Here is a 26212-nt window from a genome sequence, read left to right on the forward strand (position 1 = left end):
TCCGGGCAACCCCCGGCCGGACGAAATGTCAGCGGCCGTGCCCGTCCCCTGGAGGTCGCCGTGCCCGCACTCACCCTCCGCGAAGTACTCACTCTCGACCCGGTGCGGGCGACCCGCCCCGAACTGCTCGCGGGCGAGGGCGCCCTCGACCGTCCCGTGCGCTGGGTGCACTCCAGCGAGGTCTACGAGGGCGCCAACTTCCTCGACGGCGGTGAGCTCCTCCTCACCAACGGCTTCGGGCTGACCGACGCCGGCGACGAGGTCCGCCGCCGGTACGTGCGGGAGCTGGCGGCGCGCGGTGCGGCCGGGCTCGCGGTGGAGGTGGGGCGCGCCCTGCCCGGCATGCCGCCCGAGGTGACCGACGAGGCCCGCCGCCTCGGCCTGCCGCTGCTCGCCCTGCACCGGGTGGTCCCGTTCGTGCGGATCGCCGAGGCCGCCAACCGGGCGATCGTGGCCCGGGGCCTGTCCGGCCGCCGTACGGTCGTCCGGCCCTGGGGCGACGACCACGCGGCGGCGCTGCTGGCCGACCTGGCCGACGGGCAGGCCCTCAACCAGCCCGAGGTGGAGGCGCGGGCCGCCCTCGCCGGTTTCCACCCCGGCCCCGGCGCCCGGCTGCTCGGCGTCTCGCTGCACGGCAGCCGGGGCGTGGGCGCGGTGGACCGGGCGGTCCGGGCACTGGGCGGGGCCGGGGTGCTGCGGGCCGCCTTCCCAGGGGACGTGCTGGCGCTGCTCGCGGTGCCGGCCGCGGTTCCCGGCGATCCCGTGCGGGCGGTGCAGGAGGCGTTCCGGGGCGCCGCCGAGGCGGGGGCCACGGTCGCCGTCGGCCACGCGGTCGGCCCCGGCGGCTGGCTGCACTGGAGCGAGACGCTGCGCGCGGCCCGCGCCACCCTCGAACTCGCGCTGACCGTGCCGCCCGCCGAACCGGCCGTGCCCGACGGCCCCTCGGTGACCTCGGCCCGCGCCCTCGCCCTGGAGCGGGAGCTGACCCGGGGCGGGGTCGCCGCCAACCGCGACCGCCTCGCCGCCCTCGTCCAGCACACCCTCGGCCCGCTGCTCGCCTGGGAGGCCGCCCACCCCAGCGACCTGGTCCGCACCCTCGAGGTGCACCTGCGGCACGGCTGCTCCCCGACCCGCACGGCCGCCCTCCTGCACATCGGCCGCCAGTCCCTCTACCAGCGCCTGGAACGCATCGAGTCCCTCCTCGGCCTGGAGATCGACGACCCGGACCTGCTGGGCGAACTCCTGACGGCGGCCTGCGCGCACCGGGTGGTGCGGGGGACGCGCCCTGAAGGGGCGTGGGGCCCTGCCCGATCTGCGGCTACCGCCGCGTGCGCGCGACCAGCCACGACGGCGCAGCCGTCGGCAGACGGCATGGCGCGGCACTTCCGGCGGAGCGCCTAGGCGCGGGGCGCCGCGGCTCCGGGCACCGTGCCGGGCGGTGCCGCCGCCTCGCCCGGACGGCCCGCACCTGGTCGGGGCGGCAGCGGGTGCGCGTACCGCAGGGCGCGCACAGGCTGGGAGCCTGGGTGACGGGATCAGCGGTGAGGGCGATCAATGATCGTGACGGTGGTGTCGGTGCTGGACGGGGGCACGACGACGGTCTCCGTGCCGGAGGCGCGACGGCGGCTCGCCACGGATCCGTTCCTGCTCCTCGGCGTCGAACTGCCCGAGGCGGAGGACCCGGCCGAGGAGCCGGTGGTCCGGCAGCTCGGGCTGGACGACGGGGACCTGGAGTGGTTCGGCCGGCAGGACGCCTCCCCGCGCGCCGAGTTCCTGGGCGACACCGCCGGGTTCGTGGTGCCGGTGATCCGTGGCGGCCACGTCCACCAGGTGCACGCCCTGGCCTCCGCGCGCTTCCTGGTGGTCGTCCACTGGGGCCGCCGGGCCGGCCTGGCGGGGGACATCAGGGCACTGGTCCGGCGGGAGCGGCCGCGCGATGCGGTGGCCGCGCTGTTCCTGCTGCTCCAGGAGGCGCTCTCGACGTTCCGCAGGGCCGCGGTGGGGGCGCTGCTCCAGGTGGAGGAGCTGGAGGACGACATGTTCGAGGAGCGGCGCCCCGAGCAGATCTACCGGCTCTCCCAGCTGCGCCGCCATTCCGCCGTCCTGCACCACGCCCTGCTGCCCTACCTCCAGGGGGTCGACGAGGTGATCACCCGCAGGATGATGAGCCCGGACTTCCCGGTGGGACGGCAGCGGCTCGCCCAGGAGTTCCAGCGGGCGGCGCGCCTGGTCCTCGCGGACATCGAGTCGCTCCAGGACGCCACGCGCCGGGCCTTCGCCAGTTACGGCTCGCTGGTCGCGGGCGAGCAGAACGGGGTGATCAACCGGCTGGCCATCGTGTCGGTGATCTTCCTTCCGCTGTCGTTCCTGACCGGGTTCTTCGGTATGAACTTCGAGTTCCTGACGAACCGGCTGGAGACCAAGGACGAGTTCTGGCTGCTCGCGGTGGGGCTCCAGCTGGTCGCCGTGGTGGGCTCGCTGTTCCTGCTGCACCGGAGCCGGATCTGGCGGCGGTTGCGGGACGACGAGTAGCGCGGTGGTGGGTGGGCCGACGGGGGTTGTCCGTCGGGTGCGGGCGGATGGGGGCTGGGCGCGCAGTTCCTACCCCCAGCCGAAGGCTGGGGGTACCCCCAGCGCCCCGAAGGGGCGCTGTCCGGCGAGGGTGCTGTCAGCGAGTGCGCTTGCGCAGGGCCGTGTAGAGCAGGGCGCTCACCGCGAACCCGACGACCGGCGTGATGTCGCCGAAGGACGGCCAGTGCTTGGGGACGTATCCCACGTAGTCCTCCTGGTTGGAGAAGAGCGGGACGGAGACCGCGACGCCGATCAGCAGCGCGGCGAGGCCGGGCCAGTTGGTGAAGGAGCGGTCGGTGAGGCGGGCGGACAGGTCCGCGTCCGTGGCGGCACGGCGCTGGAGCCGGCGTCCACGAGTACGACCCCCAGCCAGGGCGCCACCCAGTACGCGATGACCAGCAGGAACGCCTCGTAGGCCGCGCCCGCGTCGTCCAGCGAGGCCCAGGCGGCCGCCGTACCGGCGATGCCCGACACCACGACCAGGGCGCTGCGACTCAGCCAGGTGGGGAGCTTGAGGCCGAAGGAGGCGATGGAGATCGCGCCGGAGTACACGTTGAGGGCGTTCGCGGAGATCCCGCCGAGCATGATGGCGAGCAGCACGAGGTCGCCGAGCCAGCCGGGGAGGTGGCCGGTGAAGGCGGCCGTCGGGGTGGCGTCCTTGGGGGCGACGATCGTGGCCGAGGCCGCGCCGATGACGGCGACGATCGAGACCGACACGAACAGGCCGACGGCCGGCCACAGGACCGTCCTCACCTTGTCCGCGGTGCGCGGCAGGTAGCGGGAGTAGTCGGTGGCGTACGGGTTCCAGCCGGCCGCGTAGCCCCAGGCCGCGCTGAACGCGAGCAGGAAGCCGCCGACGCCGCCGCCCGAGCCGCCCCCGCCGAGGTCCGCGTCCTTGAAGGTCCACACGCCGGCCAGCAGGAAGATCACCGCGAGCGCAGGGAACGCGTACTTCTCGAAGGTGTGCACGAAGTTGTGGCCGATGAAGCCGATCAGGATCTCGGCGACCACGACGAGGAGGAGGGAGGGGAGCGGGCGCAGTCCGGTCAGGGTGTTGAGGGCGAAGGCGGCGCTCACGCTGTTCACCGCGAACCAGCCGACGCCCGCGAGCAGGCCGTTGGCGGCGGAGGGCAGGATGTTGCCGAGGAAGCCGAAGGAGAAGCGGCCGATCACCATCTGCGGGACGCCGAACCGGGGCCCGTCCAGCGACAGCACACCCTGGGTGACCGCGCCGAGCGCGGTGCCCAGCAGGATCGCGGCGGTGGCGGTCCAGAAGTCCAGGCCGAAGAAGAGGACCGCGATCACGCCGATGTAGACGGTCGCGAACTCGATGTTGGGGGACGCCCAGGTCCAGAGCAACTGGAGCGGGCTGCCGTGGCGTTCGGCGTCGGGGATCGGTTCCGAGCCCGCCGCCTCCACGGCGATGACCCGGTCGCCGTACTCGGGCGCGATGCCGGTGGTGGAACCGGCGGGAGCAGTCGTCATACGAGGTAAGTGTCGGGATCGCTCCCGGTGCGGCCCAGAGGCGCACTGTCCGCTTCGGGCGGCTCACCGGCGTACAACCTGCACGCATGCGAGGACTTCCGGAGGCGCGGTGCCTCCGGTAGTCCTCGGACGATACCCGTGGAGCGGCCCGGGTCAGCCGTTCTTGCAGGCGTTGGCGGCCGCCGGGTTCAGCAGACCGATGACGTCGATGCTGTCGCCGCACACGTTCACCGGGACGTCGACCGGGACCTCGATGACGTTGCCCGACAGCACCCCCGGGCTTTTGGACGCGGTACCGGTGGCGTCGGCGCCGTTGTCGGCGAACGCGGCGGTGGTGCCGCCGAGGGCGAGGGCCGCGGCGACGGCACCGGTGACGGCGAGGGAACGGATGCGCATGACTGCCTCCTGGGCGTCGGGGGTCGGAACGCGTTCATCACAACCGCCCGCCACCGGACCCGCACGTGCAGCTGGGCCGATCGGCGCAACCGGCCCCTGAGCAGGGGCCGGATGCGGGTGCCCGGGTCACGCGGCGAGGCGGTCCGCCAGTTCCTTCGCCTTGCTGGCCGCGTCCTGGAGAGCGCGGTCGCGGGAGGCCTCGTAGAGCGGCACGAGCTCGGCCATCGCCGGGTTCTGCGGGGCCATCGTCAGCTCCGGCACGATGAAGTCGACCTCCAGGCCGAGGCCGTCGGAGAGCAGCGCGGTCAGGTAGTTCTGGACGTACTCGAACGGCTCCCGCGGGGTGCCCGGCGCGTACGAGCCGCCGCGGCTGGCGACGACGGTGACCGGCGTGCCCTTGGCGGACGGCGTCTCGCCCATCGTGCGGCCGAACAGCACCACGTTGTCCAGCCACGCCTTCAGCGTCGACGGGATCGTGAAGTTGTACATCGGGGCGCCTATGAGCACCGCGTCCGCCTGCTCCAGCTCCTCGATCAGCTGCACCCGGGCCGCGAAGGCGTCCGCCTGCTCCGGGCTGTGGGTGGCGGGGTCGGCGAAACCGGCGGTGTGGGCGGCCGCGGTCAGATGCGGTACGGGCTCCGCCGCCAGGTCGCGGTAGATCACCTCGCCGTCGGGGTGCTGCGCCAGCCACGCCGTGCGGAAGGCGTCGGTGACGGCACGGGAGGAGGAGGCCCCGCCCGGGAGGAGGGACGAGTCGATGTGGAGAAGCGTGGCCATGAGAGGTCTCCGGATACACGGGCCCAGGGCAGAGCCGCAGGGACTGAGAATTCGTACTCAGCTATAGATAACACAGGTGCTTACTTTTTTTCAGCTCCTTCCTTCGGGTGGGGCTGTACCCTGATGTCATGGCGGTGGAGCAGGTCCATGACCCGGAAGCGTGCAAAGGTGTCGATATCGGCATCACGCGCGTCTTCCAAGTGCTCGGCAAGCGCTGGAACGGCCCGATCCTGTCCGTCCTGATGGATCGGCCCACCCACTTCGCCAGCCTGCGCCGCGCCATCCCCGGCATCAGCGAGCGCATGCTCTCCGACCGGCTCGCCGAACTCGCCACGGCGGGACTCGTGGTCCGCGAGGTCGACGAGGGGCCGCCGCTGCGGGTCTCGTACCGGCTCACCGCGGCGGGCGCCGCGCTGGAGCCGTCGCTGACGACGCTGGGAGAGTGGGCGCGGGAGCACCTTCCCGACTCGCCCTGCTGAGTGCCCTCTTCCGTCGTCCGCCGGGTCGCGGGCGCCCGGTCCCCGACTTGTCCGCAAGGGCAGACCCGGGGGCAACTTGCCCTGAGGCAACCGGAATCGGCCAACCACCGGTGCCGGCGGTCCTATGCTGACCGGGTCTTCGGGAGTCAGCGGTGCGGGAGGGGTCGTGGCAGCTCTGGAGCCCGGCGATCCACGCTCCGTCGGGGACTACCAGCTGCTCGGGCGGCTCGGCGCGGGCGGTATGGGCCGGGTCTTCCTCGGCCGTTCCCCGGGCGGCCGGCCCGTTGCCGTGAAAGTGGTCCACGCCGAACTGGTCGCGGGACAGCCGGAGTTCAGGTCACGGTTCCGGCGCGAGGTGGAGGCCGCCCGCAAGGTGAGCGGTGCCTTCACCGCGCCGGTCGTGGACGCCGATCCGGACGCCCCGCTGCCCTGGCTGGTCACCAGCTACATCGCCGGGCCCTCGCTCCAGGACGCGGTCGCCGAGCGGGGGCCGCTGCCCGCCGCCACCGTTCTCGATCTCGCCGCCGGGCTGGCCGAGGCGCTCACCTCCGTCCACGCGGCCCGGCTCGTACACCGGGACCTCAAGCCGTCGAACGTGCTGCTCGCCGAGGACGGGCCGCGGGTCATCGACTTCGGTATCGCCCGGAGCGTGGAGTCCGCGACCATCACACAGGCGGGGCTCATGGTCGGCTCGCCCGGCTTCATGTCGCCGGAGCAGGTCGCGGGCGGCGAGGTGACCGGGGCGAGCGACGTGTTCTCGCTCGGTGCGGTGCTGGCGTTCGCGGCCACGGGCGGCAACCCCTTCGGTGACGGGCCCACCCCGGCCCTGCTCTACCGCGTCGTCCACGACGCCCCCGACATCGCCGCCGTCACCGACCCGGCCCTCGCCTCCCTCATCGCCGACTGCCTCGCCAAGGACCCGGCCGGACGGCCCACCCCGCGCGAGATCCTGGCCCGGATCGGGCCGACGGCCGACGCCACCGCCTTCCTCGCGAGACCCGCCGCCGACCCCCGGACCGGCCTCACGCCCCCGGCCCCGCAGCCCGCCGCGACCCGCCCGGCCACCCTGCTCGACCCGGTGCCCCAGCCGCGGCCGGCCCCGGCGCCGGTGCCCTACCGGCGGCCCCCCGGCACCAGCCGCCGTACCCTGCTCGTCTCCGGGGGAGCGCTCGCCGCCGCCGTGATCGCGGCCGTACCGCTCGCACACCTCGTCAACCGGGGCCGGGTCGGAAAGTCCTCCCAGCACTCCGGCGGTCCCGTCTCCGTCTCCGTCCCCGCACCGCTCGACGCCTGGCCGCTGGAGGAGACCTCGGGCGCGGTCGCCGCCGACGACACCGGCCGGTACGACGGCACGGCCACCGCGGTCGGCTGGGGACGGGGCAAGGACGGGTCCGCACTCTTCGACGGCGGCACCAGCCAGATCGCGACCACCGGGCCGGTACTCAGGACCGCCAGGGGCCGCAGCTTCACCGTCTCCGCATGGGTGGCCCTGAGCAGGGTGCCGTCGTTCTTCGCCACCGCCGTCAGCCAGGACGCCGGTGACGTCAGCGGCTTCTACCTCCAGTACTCGGCCGCCGAGAACCGCTGGGCCTTCGCCCGCCCCGACCTGCGCGCCCTGTCCTTCACCGTCCCGAAGGCGGACGTCTGGACCCACCTGGTCGGCGTCTACGAGGGCCTGCGCAACCAGCTTCTCCTCTACGTCGACGGCGTTCAGGAGGCCGGCATCAACGACAGCAACCCCGTCGCCGCCCACGGCCCCCTGCTGATCGGCCGCGCCACCACCGGCGGCGCGCCCGCCGACTGGTTCCCCGGCTCGATCAGACAGGTCCAGGTCTTCCAACGGGCCCTGACGGCGGCCCAGGTGAAGGCGCTGCTATAGCAGTCCTGTTCGAATCGAATGCCGTCAATCGGAGTGGTTTCAGGATTCCAGAGCTTGCTTGACAGCAAGCCGCGATTTCTTGTAGAGAAATACCCTCGATCGAACCTGGAGTGGGTACCTACATGCGAATCACAAGACGGCTGGACATTCAGGGACGCGGCTGTCTCGGAGACCAGAACTGTCCAGCAGTGTTCTCGACATCGACGGGTGACGTCGCTTTCATCGGGCGGACGGCATCGCCCGAGATGCGAGAGACGTTGCCCGCGGGTTCGCGAGTGGGCGACGGAGAGGAACTCGTCGTCGTCCCGCGTGAGATTCTCATCAGTGCCGGATGGAACCCTCCCGGCGCGTGACTCCGGCGGCGTGGCCGTGCAGGCGATCCCTTATCGAGCCACGCCCTGATCATTCATTTGATGCGTATATGCGAGCTCGGCCAGGTCATAGAACTTGCGCATGATCCCCCCATGCGGAGCGGTATGGGTCCTGGCGGGCCGCGACGTTTCCCAGAAGTTCCGTATTATCTCGTTGCCGAAGGCGTGGTAGAGCGACTGCTCCACTTCTTCGTCGGTGAAGTATCCGAGCTCGTAGCACATGCAGTGGTGGGATATGATCAGGTTGCAGTAGAGATACTGTTTCCTGACTTCTTCCGTGTCCGCCGTGGCGTATATTGGCCAGCATTTCATTAATGCAGGGTCATCGATGGCCATTTCCAGAAGCTTCACGTGAAGAGCGCGCACGGCCGCCTCCGCCGAGCGTTGTACCGTCTTGTGCTGGCCCTGTGCACTCTCGCGTTGCAGACACAGTTCGGCAGTCTGGGCCTCCAGTACCTCTCGGTGCATTCGAGCCTCGTCGTTCTGGTGCCGGAACGTCCTGGCTATGTAGATGAGGACCACGACGGAGGTGGCGGCAGCGGCGGCACCGTATGCCTGGCCGGCGTTGCTGGTGGCCGGGGACTGGATGGCGGGGAGACTCGTCAGCAACATGGTGAGTCCGGCCGAGCCGGCGCATGCGGCCAGGGTGGTGATTCCGAGTATGCATGCTTCTCGCATATGGCTCGACATGGCCATGGTGCCCTCCGCTTCCCCCGAAGCGTGCCCGACGCCTCTCGGAATGGATTTTCCCCGGGTCATATGGCAAAAACCGCCGTCGTGAAGCACGTGAAGGGCGCACGAGGGGGCATGCCATGTGCGGAAGATCGGACAGGCCGTGATGACCTCCGAATGACTCCTCGGCAGGCATCAGCGGCGTCATGCAAACCACGAGCATCACTCCGTCGTTGACGGTCGGCGCGCTCGTGGAGGCCTTGGCCCGAAAAGCCGGTCAGCCGCAGTCCGTGTGACCACCGGTGGCCGACGAGCATGCATCGGCGCGCCTGCCGTACGCCGTTGCGTAAACACCGAGGATGGTTTCGTGCCTTCGGAACCGGAAACTACTCTTCCATTCCCGGCAGTCGATATCGGAACGTCGGCCTATTCAACGGCAGGTGCTGACGTTCTGACAATCAGTCGGTGCGCGGATCGTCCGGCTTCAGGGACTTCAGGAACTCCGGGTTGTCGTCCGGGGCGACCCACCGCTCGCGCGGCTGCCGGGTCTTGCCGGCCACCAGCCAGGCCACCGGGCCTACCAGGACCTCGCCGAAGAGCAGGATGACGAACACCCACGCCAGCTTCGGCAGGGCGCGCATCTCGTCCTCGGGGGTGTTCAGGCAGTCCACGAAGGCGTAGATCCACAGGGCGAGGACCAGCAAGTAGGGCAGGTACCTGAGCATGGCGGCCAGACTACTGAAGTCGACGGCGTGATGCCGGTGCGGGAAGCCGCCGAGTCGGGCTCGTCAGTAGACGTCAGTAGATGACGGACACGATCTGGCACGCGGCTTGGGCGAGCCGCCGGTCTCCACGTACCTGGGCGCGGGACAGGGCGTCCGCCGGATCGATGCCGCGCGTGCACAGTCGCCAGAGGGTCTCCGTGTCCAGCAGGACGGCTGCGGTCGGCCGCCCGGTCGGCGCCTCGGCCGGCGACCACCGGTCCGCCACGGCGGTCACCCGGACCTGCGCCCCGGTCGGCGCCGGCGTGCGGCGGAGTGTGTGGGGCAGGGCCCGCATGAAGGTGTCGAGGACCACGGCCAGGGCACGGGGCTCCGGGTCGGTGCCGCGGCCGACGGCGTGGCGGATCTGCTGCCGGTGGGTCCAGCGCTCGGTGAACTCCCGGGCGATGTCCAGCCATGCCGGTGCGGGGTCGGCGCCGGCCCACGACACACCCAGGTCTGCGACCGCGCCGAGGTCGGCTGCGGCGAACCGTCGGGCGAGCCGGGCGCCTGCCGCTGCCAGGGCGTCGACGAGCGAAGCAGGGCTGTCGTCGGCGTGCAGCTCGACCCACTGCATCATGGTTCTCCACGGACGGGAGGGGAGTGACGGGGTGCGTGGGTGGGCTCGCAGGAGGCGGGTGGCGGTCGGGGTGGCCGTGGTGGGGCTGGGTGTCGGGGGCGGGCTGGTGGCCGGTGAGCTGGACTCGCCGGTGTTCGGGCTGACACAGGGGCCGTACGCGCAGGACCCGGCGTGTGCGCGGCTCGCAGACCGCTACCCGGACCGGCTCGGGGGCGCCGCCCGGGACCGGGCGACCTTCGAGGGGCTCGCCGTATGGGGCCACGGGACGGTGGAACTGCGGTGCGGTGTGAACCCGCCGGGCCCCTCCACGGACGCGTGCGTCAGCGTGGACGGTGTCGACTGGGTGTGGCGAAAGACGGCGGGGGACGGCCGCAAGAAGCTGGTCACCTACGGCCGCAGCCCCGCCGTGGAGGTCTCGATCGCCGGCTCCGCGGCGGGACCGGACGCGGTGCTGGTGGACCTGAGCCACCTCGTGGCGCCGATCCGGGAGGGCGGCAAGTGTCTCGCGAGCAGCGGAGGTTGACCGGGCCCGCTACTCCGCCAGCAGCGGCCGGGTGATGGTGCGGACGTCGGCCTCCGTCAGGGGGACCAGGTACTTCGCGGCGATCTTCCCGTGCCGGTCGACGAAGAGGGTGTACGGCAGCGCCTGCGGCATGTACCCCTTGGGCAGCCGGACGAGCTTGCGGCTGCCCGGGTCGTGCAGGCTCGGGTACACCAGGTCGTGCTCGTCCTGGAACGCCCGCCCCTTGTCCTGCCGGGCGTCCGTGTCCACCCCGAGCACCTGGACCCCCTTCGCTCCCAGCGCCTGCTGCGCCCTGGACAGTTCGGGCGCCTCCGCCCGGCAGGGCCCGCACCAGGACGCCCAGACGTTCAGCACGACGACCTTGCCCCGGTAGTCGGCGAGCCTGACCGCCTTGCCGTCCAGGCTGCTGCCGGTGAGGTCGGGTGCCGCCTTCCGGTCGGCGACCGGTATCCGGGTCAGCGGCGAGACGGGCGAGGAGGCGGCCTCCCGCACCGGCGCACAGGCCGCGACGAGCACGAGCAGCGGGACGAGCAGCAGTAACCGGCGGTGTCCTGTCACGGCCGACGAGTATGCAGGGGGCGGTGACCGGCCCCCGACCCCGGGTGGCCGATACTGGGACACATGGCTTACGACGATCTTCGCTCCCTGCTCCGGGCACTGGAGCGCGAGGGAGACCTCAAGCGTGTCAAGGCCGAGGTCGACCCGTATCTGGAGGTCGGGGAGATCGTCGACCGGGTGCAGAAGTCCGGCGGACCGGCGCTGCTCTTCGAGAACGTGAAGGGGTCGAGCATGCCCCTCGCGATGAACGTGTTCGGCACCGACCGGCGGCTGCTCAAGGCCCTCGGCCTGAAGTCGTACGGCGAGATCTCCGAGAGGATCGGCGGGCTGCTGCGCCCCGAGCTGCCGCACGGCTTCGTCGGTGTCCGCGAGGCGTTCGGGAAGCTCGGCGCGATGACGCACGTGCCGCCGAAGAAGGTGAAGTCCGGGGACGCCCCGGTGCAGGAGGTGGTCCTGACCGGCGACGACGTCGACCTCGACCGGCTCCCGGCGCTCTTCACCTGGCCGCAGGACGGTGGCTCCTTCTTCAACCTGGGGCTCACCCACACCAAGGACCCCGCGACCGGCATCCGCAACCTCGGCCTGTACCGCCTGCAGCGCCACGACCGGCGCACCATCGGCATGCACTGGCAGATCCACAAGGACAGCCGCAACCACTACCAGGTGGCGGCACGCAGGGGAGAGCGGCTCCCGGTCGCCATCGCCTTCGGCTGCCCCCCGGCCGTCACCTACGCCTCCACGGCCCCGCTCCCCGGTGACATCGACGAGTACCTCTTCGCCGGGTTCATCGCGGGCCGGCGGATCGAGATGGTCGACTGCAAGACCGTCCCGCTCCAGGTGCCCGCCAATGCCGAGGTCGTCCTGGAGGGGTGGCTGGAGCCCGGCGAGATGCTGCCCGAGGGCCCCTTCGGCGACCACACCGGCTTCTACACCCCGCAGGAGCCGTTCCCGGCGCTGACCATCGACTGCGTGACGATGCGCAAGCGCCCGCTGCTCCAGTCGATCGTCGTCGGCCGCCCCCCGACGGAGGACGGTCCGCTGGGCCGGGCCACGGAGCGCTTCTTCCTCCCCCTCCTGAAGATCATCGTCCCGGACATCGTGGACTACCACCTCCCCGAGGCCGGCGGTTTCCACAACTGTGCGATCGTCTCGATCGACAAGAAGTACCCGAAGCACGCGCAGAAGGTCATGCACGCGATCTGGGGGGCGCACATGATGTCGCTCACCAAGCTGATCGTGGTCGTCGACTCCGACTGCGACGTCCACGACCTGCACGAGGTCGCCTGGCGGGCCCTCGGCAACACCGACTACGCCCGTGACCTCACGGTCGTCGAAGGCCCCGTCGACCACCTCGACCACGCCTCCTACCAGCAGTTCTGGGGCGGCAAGGCGGGTATCGACGCCACGAAGAAGTGGCCCGAGGAGGGCTACACCAGGGACGGGGGCTGGCCGGACATGGTCCTGTCGGACCCGGATACGGCGGCTCTCGTGGACCGCCGATGGAAGGAGTACGGCCTGTGAGCTCCGCCTCCGCAGCCCTCCCGCAGCCGGGACGGACGAAAGCCTTCCTGCGCCTGGTGATGATCGAGCACTCGGTCTTCGCCCTGCCCTTCGCCTACATCGCCGCGCTGACCGCGATGTTCGAGCTGGACCGGAACATCCACTGGGGCCGACTGCTCCTGGTCACGATCTGCATGATCGGCCTGCGTACCTTCGCCATGGCCGTGAACCGGATCATCGACCGCGAGATCGATGCCCGGAACCCGCGCACCGCCCACCGCGAGCTGGTCACCGGCGCGATGAGCGTGAAGCACGCCTGGACGGGCGCGCTGATCGCGGTCGCGGTCTTCCTGGGCTCGGCGGCCCTCCTGAACCCCCTCTGCCTGGCCCTGGCCCCGGTCGCCGTGATCCCGATGGTGGTCTACCCCTACGGCAAGCGGTTCACGAACTTCCCGCAGGCCATCCTCGGTCTCGCCCAGGCCATGGGCCCGATCGGCGGCTGGCTGGCGATCACCGGCGAGTGGTCCTGGGACGCGGTGATCCTCGGCCTCGCCGTCGGCATCTGGATCGGCGGCTTCGACCTGATCTACGCCTGCCAGGACGTCGAGACCGACCGCGAGATCGGCGTCATGTCGGTCCCGGCCCGCTTCGGCATCCCGGCGGCCATCTGGGGCGCCCGGGTCTGCCACGCGGTGACGACGGCGCTGTTCGTCTGGTACGCCGTGGCCACCCACGCGGGCGTGTTCTTCTGGCTGGGCCTGGTGATCGTGGCGGGCGCGTTCGTGTACGAGCACAACATCGTCCGCCCGCACGACCTCTCCCGCCTCAACCGCGCCTTCTTCAGCGTCAACGGGTTCATCGGCATTGCCCTCTTCGGGTGCGCGCTGCTGGACCTGCTGGTCCGGGGCCTGAGCGTCTGAGTACCGTCGGTCAGCGCGGACCCGTCCTGAACTCGCCGGGTCGCGCCGGTACGCTCAAGATGTGAACGCAGGAGAAAAGCAGCGCGTGCCTTGGATCGTGGGGGTGTCCGGGGCGTCCGGTACGCCGTATGCCGCTGCTGTGCTGCGTGCCCTGCTGGACGCGGGGGAGAGCGTCGACCTGGTGGTCAGCCGGGCCTCGCGGCTCACTCTGCTGGACGAGACCGGGATCTCCTTCCGGGACGCGCACTGGCAGGACGACCTGGGGGAATGGCTGGCGCGGGGCGCCGACGGCAAGCCGGACACCTTCACGGCCGACCTGGCCCGGGTGCGGTACTGGAGCGCCGGGGACCTGGCCGCGGGGCCGTCCTCCGGCTCGTATCCCACGAAGGGCATGCTGATCGTGCCGGCGTCCACCGCCGCCGTCGCCGGGGTCGCGCTCGGCCTCTCCAAGGACCTGCTCCAGCGGGCGGCCAGTGTCACCCTGAAGGAGCGCCGGCCGCTCGTGGTCGCCGTCCGCGAGACCCCGCTGAACGGCCAGACCCTGCGCCACCTGGTCACCCTGGACGATCTCGGGGCGGCCGTCGTCCCCACCTCCCCCGCCTTCTACGCGGGCGCGACGCACATCCAGGACCTGGTCGACTTCGTGGCCGGGCGGGTGCTGGACGCGGCGGGCGTCGGGCACCGGCTGTACCGCCGCTGGGAAGGGGACCTCGGCGGCGGAAGCAAGTAGCACCACCCCCGGCACCAACCCGGCACCACCTCTGCACCACCTCTCATCTACTTCGGGAATCTTCAGCGGAAGGCTTCGATCGCATGGACGCCGTGGACAGGCAGCTCATCCAGGCCCTGAGGGAGAACGGCCGGGCCTCGTACGCGGAGCTGGGCCGCCTCGTCGGACTGTCGGGACCCAGCGTCACCGACCGCATCAACCGGCTGGAGGCGGCCGGGGTCATCACCGGCTACCGCGCCACCGTCAACGCGGCCTCCCTCGGCCTCGGCGTCACCGCCCTCATCGGCATCTCCCTCTCCGACGCGGCCGACCACGAGGACGTCGCGCAGCGGCTGCGGGACCTGCCGGAGATCGAGGACTGCTGGTTCATCGCCGGCGACGACTCCTTCATGCTCAAGGTGCGCTCGTCGGACGTGGACGGCCTGGAGAAGACCATCCGGCGGCTGTCCGGGACGAAGGGCGTCTCCCGGACCCGTACCACGATCGTGCTGTCCACGAAGTGGGAGAACCGGGTCGGGGAACTGCCCGAAGAGGCGTAGCCGTACCGTAGTCGGAGTCGTCGTAGAGAGGTGTGGGCATGGACGTCGGGCTCAAGCGTGAGCTGGAGGAGAAGGTCAGGGCCGGTGAGCGGCTGACCCGCGAGGACGGCATCGCGCTGTACGAGTCGGACGACCTGGCCTGGCTGGGCGGCCTCGCCCACGAGGTGCGGACGCGGAAGAACGGCGACGTCGTCCACTTCAACGTCAACCGCCACCTCAACATGACGAACGTGTGCACCGCGTCCTGCGCCTACTGCTCGTTCCAGCGCAAGCCGGGCGAGAAGGACGCGTACACGATGCGCATCGAGGAGGCGGTGAAGCTCGCCAAGGCGATGGAGGGCGAGAACCTCACCGAGCTGCACATCGTCAACGGCCTGCACCCGAACCTCCCCTGGCGCTACTACCCGCGGTCGCTGCGCGAACTGAAGGCGGCCCTCCCGAACGTCTCCCTGAAGGCCTTCACGGCGACGGAGATCCACCACTTCGAGACGATCAGCGGGCTTTCGGCCTCCGAGATCCTCGACGAACTGATCGACGCGGGTCTGGAGTCGCTGACCGGCGGTGGCGCGGAGATCTTCGACTGGGAGGTCCGCCGGCACATCGTGGACCACCGCACCCACTGGGAGGACTGGTCCCGGATCCACCGCCTGGCGCACCAGAAGGGCCTCAAGACGCCCTGCACGATGCTCTACGGCCACATCGAGGAGCCCCGCCACCGCGTCGACCACGTGCTGCGCCTGCGCGAGCTGCAGGACGAGACGAACGGCTTCCAGGTCTTCATCCCGCTCCGGTACCAGCACGACTTCGTGGACATGAAGGACGGCAAGGTCAGGAACCGGCTCCAGGCCCGGACCCAGATGGCGACCGGCGCGGAGGCCCTGAAGACCTTCGCGGTCTCCCGGCTCTTGTTCGACAACGTCCCGCACGTCAAGGTCTTCTGGGTCATGCACGGCGTGCAGACGGCGCAGCTGGCGCTGCAGCACGGGGCCGACGACATGGACGGCTCGGTCGTCGAGTACAAGATCACCCACGACGCGGACAACTACGGCACGCCGAACAAGCTGACCCGCGAGGACCTGCTGGACCTCATCCGCGACGCGGGCTTCCGCCCGGTGGAGCGGAACACGCGCTACGAGATCATCCGCGAGTACGACGGCCCGGACCCGGCGCGCCGGGAGTCCCCGCAGCCGATGCGGATGTGAGGGCGCCGACGGTGCGTTGTCGCCGGGGGTACCCCCAGCGCCCTGAAAGCAGGGGCGCCGCCGTGCGCGCCCCTTCAGGGGCGCGGGGAACTGCGCGAACGGCCCCCACCGGGCCGCGGGCGGCACGCGTCCGATCCCCCACGGCGGGTACCCGGCCCCCATGTCCACCCTCAGCGCTCCGGAGGAGGCGTACACCGCAACCCCCTTCCTCCCCGACAGCCGGGCGCCGAGCCTCACCGCGCTGCGCCGGGCCGCCGCCAGCTGCCGCGGCTGCCCCCTGCACCGCGACGCCACCCAGACCGTCTTCGGGAAGGGCAAGGCGCACGCCCGTCTCATGCTCGTCGGCGAGCAGCCCGGCGACCAGGAGGACCGGCAGGGCGAGCCCTTCGTCGGTCCGGCCGGGAAGCTGCTCGGCAAGGCCCTCGAGGACGCCGGCCTCGACCCGGCCGACGCCTACGTGACCAACGCCGTCAAGCACTTCAAGTTCACCTGGGCCGAAACCCGCAAGCGCCGCATCCACAAGCCACCCACCCTGCGTGAGATGTCGGCCTGCGGCCCCTGGCTCGCCGCCGAGCTGAGCGCCGTGAAGCCGGAGCTGATCGTCGTGCTCGGCGCCACCGCGGGAAAGGCGCTGCTCGGCTCGTCGTTCCGGGTGGGCGAGGTGCGCGGGACCGTGCTGGAGGAGGAGATCCACGGGCGGCCGGAGCGGCTCGTGCCCACCGTGCACCCCTCCTCCGTACTGCGGTCGGACGACCGGGAGCAGGCGTACCAGGGCCTCGTCGCCGATCTGAAAGTGGCCGCACAAGCGCTGTCGTAATGGATACGATGCGCGCATGCCCCTTACCTTCACCCTGGACCCCGCCATCACCCCCGCCCTCCGTGACGGCGTTCTCGACCTGTGGACGGACGTGTCCAACGCCGGTGGAGCCGTCGGCTTCGTCGCGCCGGTCACGGCGGAGGAGATCCGGCCGGAGCTGGTCCGGCACCTCGTCGCCATGGCCGAGGGCCGGCACCGGCTACTCGTCGGGCACGACGAGGCCGGTGAGGTCGCCGCCACCGCGTTCTTCTCCTTCAACACGCACCGGCTGATGACGCACTGGGTGTGGCTGTACACGGTGATGGTGCACCCGAGGCACCAGGGACAGGGCCACGGCCGCGACCTCCTCGCGGCCGCCGCCGACGCCGCCCGCGGCTTCGACGGCATCGACGCGATACGGCTCAGCTGCCGCGGCGGCCTCGGACTGGAGGACTTCTACGGCTCCTGCGGCTACAAGGAGGTCGGCCGGGTCCCCGCCGCGGTCCGCGTCGCCCCCGGCGACGACCGCGACGACATCACCATGCTGCTCCCGCTGACCTGACCCGGACCGAGCCGACCCCGGTGAAAGATCGGCCCCACGGCGTGCTTCACTGGACGGTGCCCCTTTTCGTCATCGGAAGACTGGATTGAGATGCTCCGCTACACGCTGATGCGCCTCGGTATCTTCGCGGGCTGCCTCCTCGTCGTCTGGGGCCTCGTCTACGCCGGCGCGTTCCCGCGTGGCTTCGGCGACTCCAACCTTCTGTGGGTCCTGCTGCTCTCCCTCGTCCTGTCGGCGCCGATCAGCTTCGTCGTGCTGCGCAAGGAGCGGGACCGTGCCTCGGTCAAGGTCTCGCAGCGGGTCGAGCGGATGAAGGCCAACATCGAGGCCAACCGCAGCCAGGAGGACGCGGCGGTCGACGCGGCCGACCAGGCCCAGACCTCCTCCTGAGCGACTCCCGAGTCGCCGGCCCCAACTAGGCTCTGTCCCATGGGGACCGTCAAGACCAAGCGGATGCCGCGCGCGGTACGTGAGCAGCAGATGCTGGACGCCGCCGTGCGGACCTTCGGACAGCGCGGCTACATGGCCGCGTCGATGGACGAGATCGCCGAACTCGCCGGTGTCTCCAAGCCGTTGGTGTACCTGTACCTCAACTCCAAGGACGACCTGTTCACGGCCTGCATCCGCCGTGAGGCCGGCGCCCTGACCGAGGCCGTCCGCACCGGCGTGGACCGCGAACTGCCCGCCGACCGGCAGCTGTGGGACGGGCTGCGGGCGTTCTTCACGCACACCGCCGAACACCCCGACGGCTGGTCGGTGCTGCACCTCCAGGCCCGTACGCACGGCGAGCGGTTCGCCTCCGAGGCCGCGGCGATGCGCGAGGAGATCGTCGCGTTCGTGACCCAGCTCATCGTCGCCGCCGCCCGCGCGGCCCACCGGGACCCCGACCTCGGGGAGGGCGAGGTCGCGGGCCTCGCCGAGGCCCTGGTGGGCGCCGCCGAGTCCTTGGCGACCTGGGCCAACGCCACCCCGGGAGTGACGGCACGTCAGGCGGCCGCCACCCTGATGAACTTCGCCTGGGCGGGGCTGGGCAACCTGATGGAGGGCCGGCCGTGGTCCCCGCCGTGACCGGCCCGGTCCGTCACACGGCACCCCAGCGGCGCAGCGCGGGCGCGAGCCGCTGGTGGCCCACGCGGTAGAGCTTCTTGGCGCCCCGCCCGGCGACCCGCCGCACGGCCTTCTTCACCCGCCCCCGGCCGCCTGCGCCCGGCGGCGCGGGCAGCGGGCGGCCCTGCTCGTCGAAGCCGTTGTTCCGGAGGATGCCGCCGAGGTAGATGCCGGCCGTCTGCGGCGTGTAGTACGGGCGCAGCGGCTGCAACGGGCCGGCGGCGCGCAGCGCGGTGATACGGGCCCGGGCCGCGGCGTACGGGTCGCTCTTGCCGAGACCGTGGGCCGCCGCCCACTCCGGGTCGGGCCGCGGGAGCGCGCCCGCGTCGATGTCGTCCCAGGACGCGAGGCAGCCGGAGTGCACGAAGTAGTGGTTGCCGTGGGCCTCGCGGACGCCGAAGTCGGTGAGGATCGCGGTGGGTATCCGCCGGTGCATCGATTCCAGGGCGGCCGTCGAACTCACCGTGACCAGCAGGTCGGTGCGGTCCAGCACGTCGGCCATGTTGCCGTAGACGAGCTGGAGGTTCGCGGGCGCGGGTTCGGCGAGGGTCTCGACCAGCTCCTGGTACGGGTCGGACTCCACGTGGGTGGTCTGCTCACCGGGCAGGCTGCGCAGCTTGACCAGGACGAGCCGCTCCGGGTACAGGCGCGCGTGGGCGGCGGCGCGCTCCAGGAGCCGGAGCCGGGACGCGCGGTCCCTGGGCACGGAGGGCTGGGCCGCGAAGGTGACGGTGAACGGCCGGTCGGCGGAGGGCAGGTACGGTGCGCCGCCCAGGAAGGGCAGCGCGCACTCGACCACCGAGCCGGGGTCGACGCCGACGCTCGCGAAGACCGAGCGGAAACGGCGGCTGTCGTGGCCGGAGTTGGCGAGCACGAGGTCGGTGCCGGCCCGGGTCATGAGGCCGTCGACCATCTTCTCGTAGACGACGCCGACGTACCCGCTGACCGTGACCGGCCGGTGCAGCCGGCCCTCCCAGGCGCGCCCCAGACTGTGCACGAGCGCCAGGACCGTGCCGCCGACGAGCGCCAGCACCACGATGTCGGCCCTCGCCAGCTCCTCGTCGTCGACCAGTGCGGCGGCGGGCACCACGCGCGAGCTGTCGGGCTCGATGCCGACCTCGGCGAGCTGCCGTTCGGTGGGAGTGGACCGGCCCCGCAGGAAGTACGCGTCGAGCGCGCAGTCGGGGGCGAGCTGCCGGGCCACCGACGCCCCCCATTTCCAACGGGTGTCAGAGTCGGCGATTTTGGGGGATCAAAGGGCAACGCGTGGGCGCACGCTGCCCTCCACGTGCACCCGGTCGCCGCTCCGCAATTGGAAGCGGCCGCCCTCGGCGGCGTATTCGACCGTGCCCGGCAGCAGCACCGGCGCCCGGAACTCCGCCCGCACGTCGGCCGCCGCCGGCACCCCGTGCGCGGCCAGGCACCGGGCCACGGTCCACATGCCGTGCGCGATGGCCCGGGGGAAGCCGAAGAGGCGGGCGGTGAGCGGGTGCAGGTGGATCGGGTTGCGGTCCCCGGAGGCGGCCCCGTACCGCCGGCCGACGTCCCCGGCGATCCGCCACTCCTCGACGACGGGCAGCGGACGGCCGGGCTCGTTGCGGACCGTCTCGCCCGTGTGCCGCGTCCGGTGCCGTGCCAGGTACGTGCTCCGCGACTCCCATACGACGTCCTCGCCGACCCGCACCCCGGTCACGACGACGGCCTCGGTGCCCCGCCGGTGCGGACGCAACTCCTCGACGTGGACGGCCAGGTCGTACGTCCCGTCCCCGGGGAGTTCGGCGTACCGCTCGATCTCGATGGAGGTGTGCACCAGCCCGAGCAGCGGCAACGGAAACTCCCGCGCGCTCATGAGCCGCATCGCCAGCGGAAACCCGAGCACGTGCGGGTAGGTGACCGGCAGCCCGTCGTCACCGGTGGCGAACCCGCAGACGCGTTCGTAGGCGGCGAGCCTTTCGAGGTCGGGGCGGATGCCGGGGAGTACGAGGCGGGTGCGGGGGAGCGGGACACCGGCACCCGGCTTCTTGAAGGGTGACCGCAGCGCACCGAGGGCGAGCAGGGGGCCGAGAGAGGGAGCCCGGTCAAGGACGATCACAGGGTTGCCTTTCAGTGCCGGTGACGGAAGTGCCCTGCTTTTGGGGGCGCTGGGGGTACCCCCGGCCGAAGGCTGGGTGAGGAACTGCGCGACGAGCCACGACGCACCCGCAGCTCGAAACGTTGCTCATGCCCCCCATCTCGCCCAACTCCTGACTTTAGAGTAAGGTTACCGTAGGTAAGCCTATGTCACAGCTGTCAAGTACCGGGAAACGGGCCGAACGTGAAGGACCCTCACGTAACCTCCGGGATTGCACAGGCCCGTCCCCGGACAACCCCCGAAACCCCACAAGCCCGCCACAGCGGGCCCGTACGATCTCCAGCCTGAACCGCCGGTAACCCCTGTCCGAGGGCTGGCGCCGGTGAACGCCTCGGTGCGCGAGGCACGTACGTCATGCAGCAAGCAGTTCACCGCTGCACGCCCGAGGAGCCGCCCCGTGTCCACGTCCTCTTATCCGAACGCCGCCCCCGTCTCCCCGGGCGCGTCGATCCAGGCCACGGACTACGACGGGAACCCGATCCTGGTCGAGCCCCTCGTGCAGCGGCTGGACGGGGTGGTGCGGGAGGCGTACGTACCGCCGTTCGCGCCGCCGGTGCGGCACGGCTCGCTCGCCGACCTGCCGTTCGAGAACGCGGAGACGGAGCCGGGCGCCGTGGTGCTCAGCCGCAAGCCGGCCGCGGGGGAGGGCCGCTGGGAGCACGTGACGGCCGTTCAGTTCGCCGCGCAGGTGCTGGCGGTGGCGAAGGGCCTGATCGCGGAGGGGCTGCTGCCGGGCGACCGGATCGCGATCATGGCCCGCACCACGTACGAGTGGACGCTCCTCGACTTCGGCGCCTGGGCGGCCGGGCTGGTGACCGTGCCGATCTACCCGACCTCTTCCGTCTTCCAGACCCGCTGGATCATGCACGACTCGGGCGCCGTCGCCCTGGTCACGGAGAGCTCCGCGCAGGCCGCCGCGCTCGGCCCCGAACTCGACCGGCTGCCCGACCTCAGGCACCTGTGGGTGATGGAGAAGGGGCACGTGGACCGGCTCGCGGAGGCCGGTGCGCAGGTGCCGGACGCCGAGGTGGGCGTACGGCGGGGCATGCTCGGCCCCGACACCCTCGCCACCCTGATCTACACCTCGGGCACCACCGGCCGCCCCAAGGGCTGCGCCCTCTCGCACGGCAACTTCTTCGCCGAGGTCGACAACGCGATCGAACTCCTCTACCCGATCTTCAAGGCGCGCAACGACGAGGAGGTCTCCATCCTCCTCTTCCTGCCCATGTCCCACGTCTTCGGCCGCATGGTGGCGGTCGCCTGCGTCCGCGCCGGCGTCCGCCTCGGCCACGCCCCCAGCCTCAAGGCCGAGGACCTGCTCCCGGACCTCGCCGGCTTCCGGCCGACCTGCCTGCTCACCATCCCGTACATGCTGGAGAAGGTCTTCAACACCGCGCGGGCGAAGGCGGAGGCGGGCGGGCGGGTCGCGGTCTTCGACCGGGCCACGGGGGTCGCGCAGCGCTACGGCGAGGCGCTGGAGGCGAAACAGACCGGCACCGGCAGCGGGCCCGGCCGTGCCCTGAAGACCGCCCGCACCTTCTACGACCCGCTCGTCTACCGCCGTATCCGCACCGCCATGGGCGGCCGCGTCCGGCACATCATCTGCGGCGGCTCCCCGCTGGGCCGCCGTCTCGCCGCGTTCTACGCCGGGGCCGGCATCGAGATCTACGAGGGCTACGGCCTGACCGAGACCACGGCGGCCACCACCTGCACCCCGCCCCTCAAGCCCCGGCTCGGCACCGTCGGCTGGCCCATGCCCGGCACCAAGGTCCGGATCGCCGCCGACGGCGAGATCCTGGTCGCCGGCGACCACGTCCTGCGCGGCTACTGGGACCCGGCGGCCGGCGGCGTCGTCCCGGCGACCCGGGACGGCTGGCTGGCCACCGGCGACCTCGGCGAACTCGACGACGAGGGCTACCTCACCATCACCGGCCGCAAGAAGGAGATGCTGATCACGGCCGGCGGCAAGTCGGTCGCCCCGGCCCCGCTGGAGAACTGGCTGCGCTCGCACCCCCTCATCTCCCAGGTGATGCTGGTCGGCGACGGGCTGCCGTACGTCAGCGCCCTCATCACCCTCGACCGGGACGGCCTCACCCACTGGCGTCAGATGAACGGCAAGCACCCGGTGCCGCCCGAGCTCCTCATGGACGACACCGAGCTGCTCGCCGTCCTGCAGCGCGCCGTCGACGAGGCCAACAAACTCGTCTCCCGCCCCGAGTCCATCCGGCGCTTCGCCATGCTCCCCGTCGACTTCACCGAGGAGGCCGGGCACCTGACCCCGTCGATGAAGCTGCGCCGCGAGGCGGTCATGAAGGACTTCGCGACGGAGATCGAGGGCCTGTACGCGAAGTGATCCGCGGCCGTCGCGGAAGGTGACCCGCGGCCGTCGCGGAAGGTGATCCGCGGCCGCCACGCGGAGTGGTCCGCCTCCGTGCCCGGTGACTTGTGTTAGTCCACCTGGCCCCACCGGCGCGACCGAATCACGGGACCCGCCCGGGACCCGTGATTCCATCGCGCCAGGAGGTGCAACCATGGTTGACGACCGGCAGCAGGAAACGCTCCCCAGACCGGCCACCACCCGTCGCCGCGTCCTCGCTGCGGGTGCCGTGGCCCCCGTCCTCGCGGGCACGGCGGCCCCGCCCGCACGAGCCCTCTCCCACGGACGCCCACGCGTCCTGGTCGAACCCGAGCTGACCCAGCTCGCCGACTGGGCGGACGTGACCAAGGCCCTGGGGCGGCCGGGCGACATGAAGCGGTACATGTACCACACCGGGCTGCCCCGCCGGGACCTCAAGGTGGTCTCCCGGGGCGTGCGGATCGAGACCGCGCTGGCCCTCGGCACTCACACCGCCTTCGTCCGGTACAAGGACGGCAGCCACCTGCTGATGGGCGACGCCGTGGTCACCGAGCACGAACTGGACGGCTTCACCGACGCGCTCCTCGATCACGGCATCGCCATCAACGCCGTACACAAGCATCTGCTCTCCCACCAGCCCGCCCTGTGGTGGCTGCACCTGCACGCCCACAGTCATGACCCGGTACCCATCGCCAGGGGTCTGCGCGCGGCCTTCGACCGCACCGGCACCCCGCCCGACCGGACGCCCGCCACCCCGACGCTCGACCTGGACACCAAGGGCATCGACGACGCCTTCGGCAGCAAGGGCTCCCAGGACGAGGGCGTCTACAAGAGCGTCTGGGCGCGCGCGGAGCAGATCGTGGACGGCGACATGATCCTGCCGGCCGGCCTCGGCTCGGTGACCACCATCAACTTCCAGCCGGTCGGCCGGGGAAGGGCCGCGGTCAACGGTGACTTCGTGATGACCGCGGGCGAGATCCAGCCGGTCCTGAAGCTGCTGCGCAAGGGCGGGGTCGGCATCGTCGAGCTCCACCACCACAACCTGACGGACGAGCCGCGCCTGTTCTTCCTCCACTACTGGGCGATCGGTGACGCCGTGCGGCTCGCGAAGGACCTGCGCGCCGCCGTCCACGCAACCAATGTCGTGCCGTTCCACTGAGCGACCGACCGACGAAGGAGAAGAACGTGCAGGCGATCAACTGTCCCTTCGGTTTCAGCGAGGCCCTCGAGTTCGATCCGGCCCTGGCCGGCTTCATGGAGCGCGAGTCCCTCGGCACCATCCGGCTGCCGTACGGTGACTCGGACGCCTGGCTGGTCACCAGATTCGAGTCGGTGCAGCAGGTGACCACGGACCCCCGGTTCAGCCGGGCAGCGATCATCGAGTACGACTATCCGCGCATGACGGCCGAGCCGATCGTCTCCCCGGAGTCGATCAACGTGATGGACCCGCCGCACAGCAGCCGGATCCGGCATCTGGCCACCCAGGTCTTCACCCAGCAGCATGTGGACCGCATGCGGGACCGGATCGTCCTCCTCACGGACCGGCTGCTGGACGAGATGGAGTCCGAGGGCACGCCGGCCGACCTGGTCCGGCACCTGTCCGACCCCCTTCCTCAGCACACGATCATGGATCTGCTGGGCATCGAACGCGCCGAGTGGCCCCGGATGCAGGAGCAGGTCCACCGGCTGCTGGTGCTGGGCTCGGGCAACCGCGACGTCGCCCGCGCGGCGAAGCAGGACCTGACGGCCTACTTCGGCCAGCTCGTCGCCGAACGGCGGAAAGCCCTCGGCACGGACCTCGTCAGCCTGCTCGTGGAGGCACGGGACGGCGACGACCAGCTCGACGACAGGGAACTGGCCGTCCTGCTGCTGACGCTCACGCTCAGCGGCCAGGACACGGCGACCTGCCAGATCAGCAACATCATGTACCTGCTGCTGACCCGCCCGGAGCTGGCGGAGTACGCCTACGCGCACCAGAAGGACCTGACGGAGTTCCTCCACGAACTACTTCGCTACATCCCCTTCCGGAAGGGTGTGGGGATTCCCCGGGTGGCGCTGGAGGACGTCGAGCTCGACGGGGTTCTCATCCGGCGCGGCGACTTCGTCCACGTCTCGTACCTGACGGCCAACCGCGACCCCGACCGCTACCCCGATCCGCACGAGATCGTGCCCGACCGTCCGGTCGCTCCCCACATGACCTTCGGCTGGGGCGGCCACCGGTGCATCGCGGTTCCCCTTGCGATGGCCGAACTGGAGGTCGCCGTCGGCCGCCTCCTGGACCGCTTCCCCGACCTGCGCCTGGCGGTGCGGCCGGAGGAGGTCCGCTGGGACACCGAGACCATCCGCCGGTTCCCGCTGGAGCTGCCGGTGACCTGGTAGCCGGACCCGCCGGGCGCCGGGCGTCCGGCGGTGTCTCAGGCGTCCGCGGCCAGGCGGTCCAGCCACTCGCCCAGGAGGTGCTGTTCGGCCCGGCTGAGGACCGTCTGGTCGGGAAGTCCGGCGCGCAGGGCCCGGGCTGCGCCGGCCGGGCCGGCAGTGCGTACGGCGGGCTCCTCCGTGGTGATGGCCGTGACCATCGCCTCGCGCAGGGTGGTCAGCAGGGCCGGGTCGCGGTCGGTCTCCGGCATGGACAGCCAGGTGAGGACGGCGCCGCGGGCGGTGGCGTGGATGACGTTGGCCGCGAGGGCCTCGCCGACCCGCAGCCGGCCGCCGACGGCCAGTCGCCGCACCCTGCCCCGGAGGATCTCCAGCCCGGTCCGGAAGGCCGGCGAGTCGCTGCGCGCGACGTCGCCGTACATCAGCGAGTACAGCGCGGGGTCACCGCACCGCGATAGCTGCGGCCGTCGCGGCTGGCGCCCGGCGGATCGTCTACACCGCGCAAATGGGCGCGAACCCCACCTCCCGCTTCCATGCCTGCCGCGACCACGCGGCCACTGAGGAGGCCCTCGCCGCCTCCGACGTCCCCTGGACTTCCCTGCGCAACGGCTTCCACGCGTCCAGCGGGCTCGACTTCCTCGCTCTGGGCCTGGCCACCGGCGAGGTGGCCCTGCCCGTCGACGGCCCGGTCTGCCGGACGGCGCACGCCGACCTGGCGGAGGCGGCGGCGGTGATCCTGGCTGACGAGGAACACCGGTTCGTTGGGTGTGTTCGGGGTGCGGTATGTGCGCGGCCGGCTGGGGGTGTTGGTTTGGTGGGCCCCAGCCGTGGGGGCTGGTGAAGGTGTCTGGTTTAGGGGTTGTGGGGTGGGGTGGGGGTATGGAGGGGTACGGGGTGGGGTCTTGTTGTGCCCGGTGTGGGGGTGGGGGGGGGTTGGTGGG

At 71.4% G+C, this 26212-nt stretch carries 25 protein-coding genes and 3 pseudogenes; 18 read left to right on the forward strand and 10 right to left on the reverse strand.

Features of this window, described 5'->3' with window-relative positions; genetic code table 11:
* Window positions 1–60 precede the first annotated feature (60 nt).
* Window positions 61–1401 carry a PucR family transcriptional regulator gene (locus JF597_RS33465; RefSeq protein ID WP_294003924.1) on the forward strand — a complete coding sequence of 447 codons (1341 nt, stop codon included), beginning with the start codon at window positions 61–63 and terminating at the stop codon, window positions 1399–1401.
* 153 nt (window positions 1402–1554) lie between these two features.
* The gene (locus JF597_RS33470) at window positions 1555–2532 is read left to right on the forward strand and encodes a CorA family divalent cation transporter (protein ID WP_294003927.1); all 978 of its coding nucleotides are present in this window, start codon (window positions 1555–1557) and stop codon (window positions 2530–2532) included.
* Between the two features lie 136 nt (window positions 2533–2668).
* Here the strand turns inward: JF597_RS33470 and JF597_RS33475 are convergent.
* The 3 genes and pseudogenes from JF597_RS33475 to JF597_RS33485 all read right to left on the reverse strand — a co-directional run bounded on the left by JF597_RS33475 (window position 2669) and on the right by JF597_RS33485 (window position 5229).
* A pseudogene (locus JF597_RS33475) lies at window positions 2669–4056 on the reverse strand (cytosine permease).
* A 153-nt stretch (window positions 4057–4209) separates the two neighbouring features.
* On the reverse strand, window positions 4210–4452 hold the full coding sequence (locus JF597_RS33480) for a chaplin (protein WP_294003930.1): 243 nt from the start codon (window positions 4450–4452) through the stop codon (window positions 4210–4212).
* Between the two features lie 126 nt (window positions 4453–4578).
* Window positions 4579–5229: an NAD(P)H-dependent oxidoreductase gene (locus tag JF597_RS33485; protein WP_294003933.1), complete on the reverse strand. Its 651-nt coding sequence runs from the start codon at window positions 5227–5229 to the stop codon at window positions 4579–4581.
* A gap of 128 nt (window positions 5230–5357) precedes the next feature.
* On the opposite strand from JF597_RS33485, the gene JF597_RS33490 reads away from it, so the two are divergent.
* Window positions 5358–5708, forward strand: coding sequence for a helix-turn-helix domain-containing protein (locus tag JF597_RS33490; RefSeq protein WP_294003936.1), 351 nt, complete (start codon window positions 5358–5360; stop codon window positions 5706–5708).
* 166 nt (window positions 5709–5874) lie between these two features.
* Complete coding sequence (locus JF597_RS33495; protein WP_294003939.1) at window positions 5875–7587, forward strand: protein kinase; 1713 nt, start codon at window positions 5875–5877, stop codon at window positions 7585–7587.
* Window positions 7588–7970: 383 nt separating this feature from the next.
* Here JF597_RS33495 and JF597_RS33500 read toward each other — a convergent pair whose 3' ends face one another.
* The 3 genes and pseudogenes from JF597_RS33500 to JF597_RS33510 form a co-directional block, all read right to left on the reverse strand.
* Window positions 7971–8654, reverse strand: coding sequence for a DUF6082 family protein (locus JF597_RS33500; protein WP_294003941.1), 684 nt, complete (start codon window positions 8652–8654; stop codon window positions 7971–7973).
* Between the two features lie 434 nt (window positions 8655–9088).
* Entirely contained in the window at window positions 9089–9355 is a 267-nt protein-coding gene (locus JF597_RS33505; protein ID WP_294003944.1) for a PLD nuclease N-terminal domain-containing protein, read from the reverse strand.
* A gap of 73 nt (window positions 9356–9428) precedes the next feature.
* Window positions 9429–9977, reverse strand: a pseudogene (locus JF597_RS33510) (hypothetical protein); the annotation flags it as partial.
* Between the two features lie 52 nt (window positions 9978–10029).
* On the opposite strand from JF597_RS33510, the gene JF597_RS33515 reads away from it, so the two are divergent.
* The gene (locus tag JF597_RS33515) at window positions 10030–10494 is read left to right on the forward strand and encodes a DUF3515 family protein (RefSeq protein ID WP_294003947.1); all 465 of its coding nucleotides are present in this window, start codon (window positions 10030–10032) and stop codon (window positions 10492–10494) included.
* Window positions 10495–10503: 9 nt separating this feature from the next.
* Here JF597_RS33515 and JF597_RS33520 read toward each other — a convergent pair whose 3' ends face one another.
* Complete coding sequence (locus JF597_RS33520; RefSeq protein ID WP_294003951.1) at window positions 10504–11052, reverse strand: TlpA disulfide reductase family protein; 549 nt, start codon at window positions 11050–11052, stop codon at window positions 10504–10506.
* A 63-nt stretch (window positions 11053–11115) separates the two neighbouring features.
* On the opposite strand from JF597_RS33520, the gene JF597_RS33525 reads away from it, so the two are divergent.
* From JF597_RS33525 to JF597_RS33565, 9 genes are all read left to right on the forward strand, one after another.
* A complete protein-coding gene (locus tag JF597_RS33525; protein WP_294003954.1) occupies window positions 11116–12573 on the forward strand; it encodes a menaquinone biosynthesis decarboxylase in 1458 nt (485 codons plus the stop codon).
* On the forward strand, window positions 12570–13472 hold the full coding sequence (gene mqnP, locus JF597_RS33530) for a menaquinone biosynthesis prenyltransferase MqnP (protein ID WP_294003957.1): 903 nt from the start codon (window positions 12570–12572) through the stop codon (window positions 13470–13472). The genes JF597_RS33525 and mqnP overlap by 4 nt, the downstream gene beginning before the upstream one ends.
* An 85-nt stretch (window positions 13473–13557) precedes the next feature.
* A complete protein-coding gene (locus JF597_RS33535) occupies window positions 13558–14202 on the forward strand; it encodes a UbiX family flavin prenyltransferase (protein ID WP_294003991.1) in 645 nt (214 codons plus the stop codon).
* A gap of 83 nt (window positions 14203–14285) precedes the next feature.
* The gene (locus tag JF597_RS33540; RefSeq protein ID WP_093499807.1) at window positions 14286–14741 is read left to right on the forward strand and encodes an Lrp/AsnC family transcriptional regulator; all 456 of its coding nucleotides are present in this window, start codon (window positions 14286–14288) and stop codon (window positions 14739–14741) included.
* Between the two features lie 38 nt (window positions 14742–14779).
* Complete coding sequence (mqnE, locus tag JF597_RS33545; protein WP_294003964.1) at window positions 14780–15943, forward strand: aminofutalosine synthase MqnE; 1164 nt, start codon at window positions 14780–14782, stop codon at window positions 15941–15943.
* 160 nt (window positions 15944–16103) lie between these two features.
* Complete coding sequence (locus JF597_RS33550) at window positions 16104–16760, forward strand: UdgX family uracil-DNA binding protein (RefSeq protein ID WP_294003967.1); 657 nt, start codon at window positions 16104–16106, stop codon at window positions 16758–16760.
* Window positions 16761–16776: 16 nt separating this feature from the next.
* Complete coding sequence (locus tag JF597_RS33555; protein WP_294003970.1) at window positions 16777–17301, forward strand: GNAT family N-acetyltransferase; 525 nt, start codon at window positions 16777–16779, stop codon at window positions 17299–17301.
* Window positions 17302–17391: 90 nt separating this feature from the next.
* A complete protein-coding gene (locus JF597_RS33560; RefSeq protein ID WP_294003973.1) occupies window positions 17392–17691 on the forward strand; it encodes a DUF4229 domain-containing protein in 300 nt (99 codons plus the stop codon).
* 39 nt (window positions 17692–17730) lie between these two features.
* Window positions 17731–18369, forward strand: a complete 639-nt coding sequence (locus JF597_RS33565; protein WP_294003976.1) for a TetR/AcrR family transcriptional regulator — start codon at window positions 17731–17733, stop codon at window positions 18367–18369.
* A gap of 13 nt (window positions 18370–18382) precedes the next feature.
* Here the strand turns inward: JF597_RS33565 and JF597_RS33570 are convergent, their stop codons facing one another.
* Window positions 18383–19651 (reverse strand): DUF6716 putative glycosyltransferase, encoded by a 1269-nt coding sequence (locus tag JF597_RS33570; RefSeq protein ID WP_366916483.1) that lies wholly within the window; start codon window positions 19649–19651, stop codon window positions 18383–18385.
* Between the two features lie 9 nt (window positions 19652–19660).
* Entirely contained in the window at window positions 19661–20500 is an 840-nt protein-coding gene (locus JF597_RS33575; RefSeq protein WP_294003982.1) for a MaoC/PaaZ C-terminal domain-containing protein, read from the reverse strand.
* Window positions 20501–20987: 487 nt separating this feature from the next.
* Between JF597_RS33575 and JF597_RS33580 the strand changes: the two genes are divergently transcribed.
* The 3 genes from JF597_RS33580 (at window position 20988) to JF597_RS33590 (ending at window position 25274) form a co-directional block, all read left to right on the forward strand.
* Complete coding sequence (locus tag JF597_RS33580; protein WP_294003994.1) at window positions 20988–22892, forward strand: long-chain fatty acid--CoA ligase; 1905 nt, start codon at window positions 20988–20990, stop codon at window positions 22890–22892.
* 178 nt (window positions 22893–23070) lie between these two features.
* The gene (locus tag JF597_RS33585; protein WP_294003985.1) at window positions 23071–24054 is read left to right on the forward strand and encodes a DUF1259 domain-containing protein; all 984 of its coding nucleotides are present in this window, start codon (window positions 23071–23073) and stop codon (window positions 24052–24054) included.
* Window positions 24055–24080: 26 nt separating this feature from the next.
* Entirely contained in the window at window positions 24081–25274 is a 1194-nt protein-coding gene (locus JF597_RS33590) for a cytochrome P450 (RefSeq protein WP_294003988.1), read from the forward strand.
* A gap of 35 nt (window positions 25275–25309) precedes the next feature.
* On the opposite strand, the pseudogene JF597_RS33595 reads toward JF597_RS33590, so the two are convergent.
* Window positions 25310–25660, reverse strand: a pseudogene (locus JF597_RS33595) (TetR family transcriptional regulator); the annotation flags it as partial.
* A 98-nt stretch (window positions 25661–25758) separates the two neighbouring features.
* Here JF597_RS33595 and JF597_RS33600 point away from each other — a divergent pair.
* Window positions 25759–26112, forward strand: a complete 354-nt coding sequence (locus JF597_RS33600; protein WP_294003997.1) for a hypothetical protein — start codon at window positions 25759–25761, stop codon at window positions 26110–26112.
* Window positions 26113–26212: the final 100 nt, after the last annotated feature.

Origin of the sequence: Streptomyces sp. (assembly GCF_019510245.1) — a bacterium.
GTDB lineage: Bacteria > Actinomycetota > Actinomycetes > Streptomycetales > Streptomycetaceae > Streptomyces.

What these genes read in the sequence shown, in the direction of transcription:
- JF597_RS33550 (WP_294003967.1), top strand. Translation starts at nt 16,104, where the DNA reads ATGTCCACCCTCAGCGCTCCGGAGGAGGCGTACACCGCAACCCCCTTC.
- JF597_RS33480 (WP_294003930.1), bottom strand. Translation starts at nt 4,452, where the DNA reads ATGCGCATCCGTTCCCTCGCCGTCACCGGTGCCGTCGCCGCGGCCCTC.
- JF597_RS33525 (WP_294003954.1), top strand. Translation starts at nt 11,116, where the DNA reads ATGGCTTACGACGATCTTCGCTCCCTGCTCCGGGCACTGGAGCGCGAG.
- JF597_RS33470 (WP_294003927.1), top strand. Translation starts at nt 1,555, where the DNA reads ATGATCGTGACGGTGGTGTCGGTGCTGGACGGGGGCACGACGACGGTC.
- JF597_RS33490 (WP_294003936.1), top strand. Translation starts at nt 5,358, where the DNA reads ATGGCGGTGGAGCAGGTCCATGACCCGGAAGCGTGCAAAGGTGTCGAT.
- JF597_RS33565 (WP_294003976.1), top strand. Translation starts at nt 17,731, where the DNA reads ATGGGGACCGTCAAGACCAAGCGGATGCCGCGCGCGGTACGTGAGCAG.
- JF597_RS33500 (WP_294003941.1), bottom strand. Translation starts at nt 8,654, where the DNA reads ATGGCCATGTCGAGCCATATGCGAGAAGCATGCATACTCGGAATCACC.
- JF597_RS33505 (WP_294003944.1), bottom strand. Translation starts at nt 9,355, where the DNA reads ATGCTCAGGTACCTGCCCTACTTGCTGGTCCTCGCCCTGTGGATCTAC.
- JF597_RS33485 (WP_294003933.1), bottom strand. Translation starts at nt 5,229, where the DNA reads ATGGCCACGCTTCTCCACATCGACTCGTCCCTCCTCCCGGGCGGGGCC.
- JF597_RS33555 (WP_294003970.1), top strand. Translation starts at nt 16,777, where the DNA reads ATGCCCCTTACCTTCACCCTGGACCCCGCCATCACCCCCGCCCTCCGT.
- mqnE (WP_294003964.1), top strand. Translation starts at nt 14,780, where the DNA reads ATGGACGTCGGGCTCAAGCGTGAGCTGGAGGAGAAGGTCAGGGCCGGT.
- JF597_RS33585 (WP_294003985.1), top strand. Translation starts at nt 23,071, where the DNA reads ATGGTTGACGACCGGCAGCAGGAAACGCTCCCCAGACCGGCCACCACC.
- JF597_RS33540 (WP_093499807.1), top strand. Translation starts at nt 14,286, where the DNA reads ATGGACGCCGTGGACAGGCAGCTCATCCAGGCCCTGAGGGAGAACGGC.
- JF597_RS33560 (WP_294003973.1), top strand. Translation starts at nt 17,392, where the DNA reads ATGCTCCGCTACACGCTGATGCGCCTCGGTATCTTCGCGGGCTGCCTC.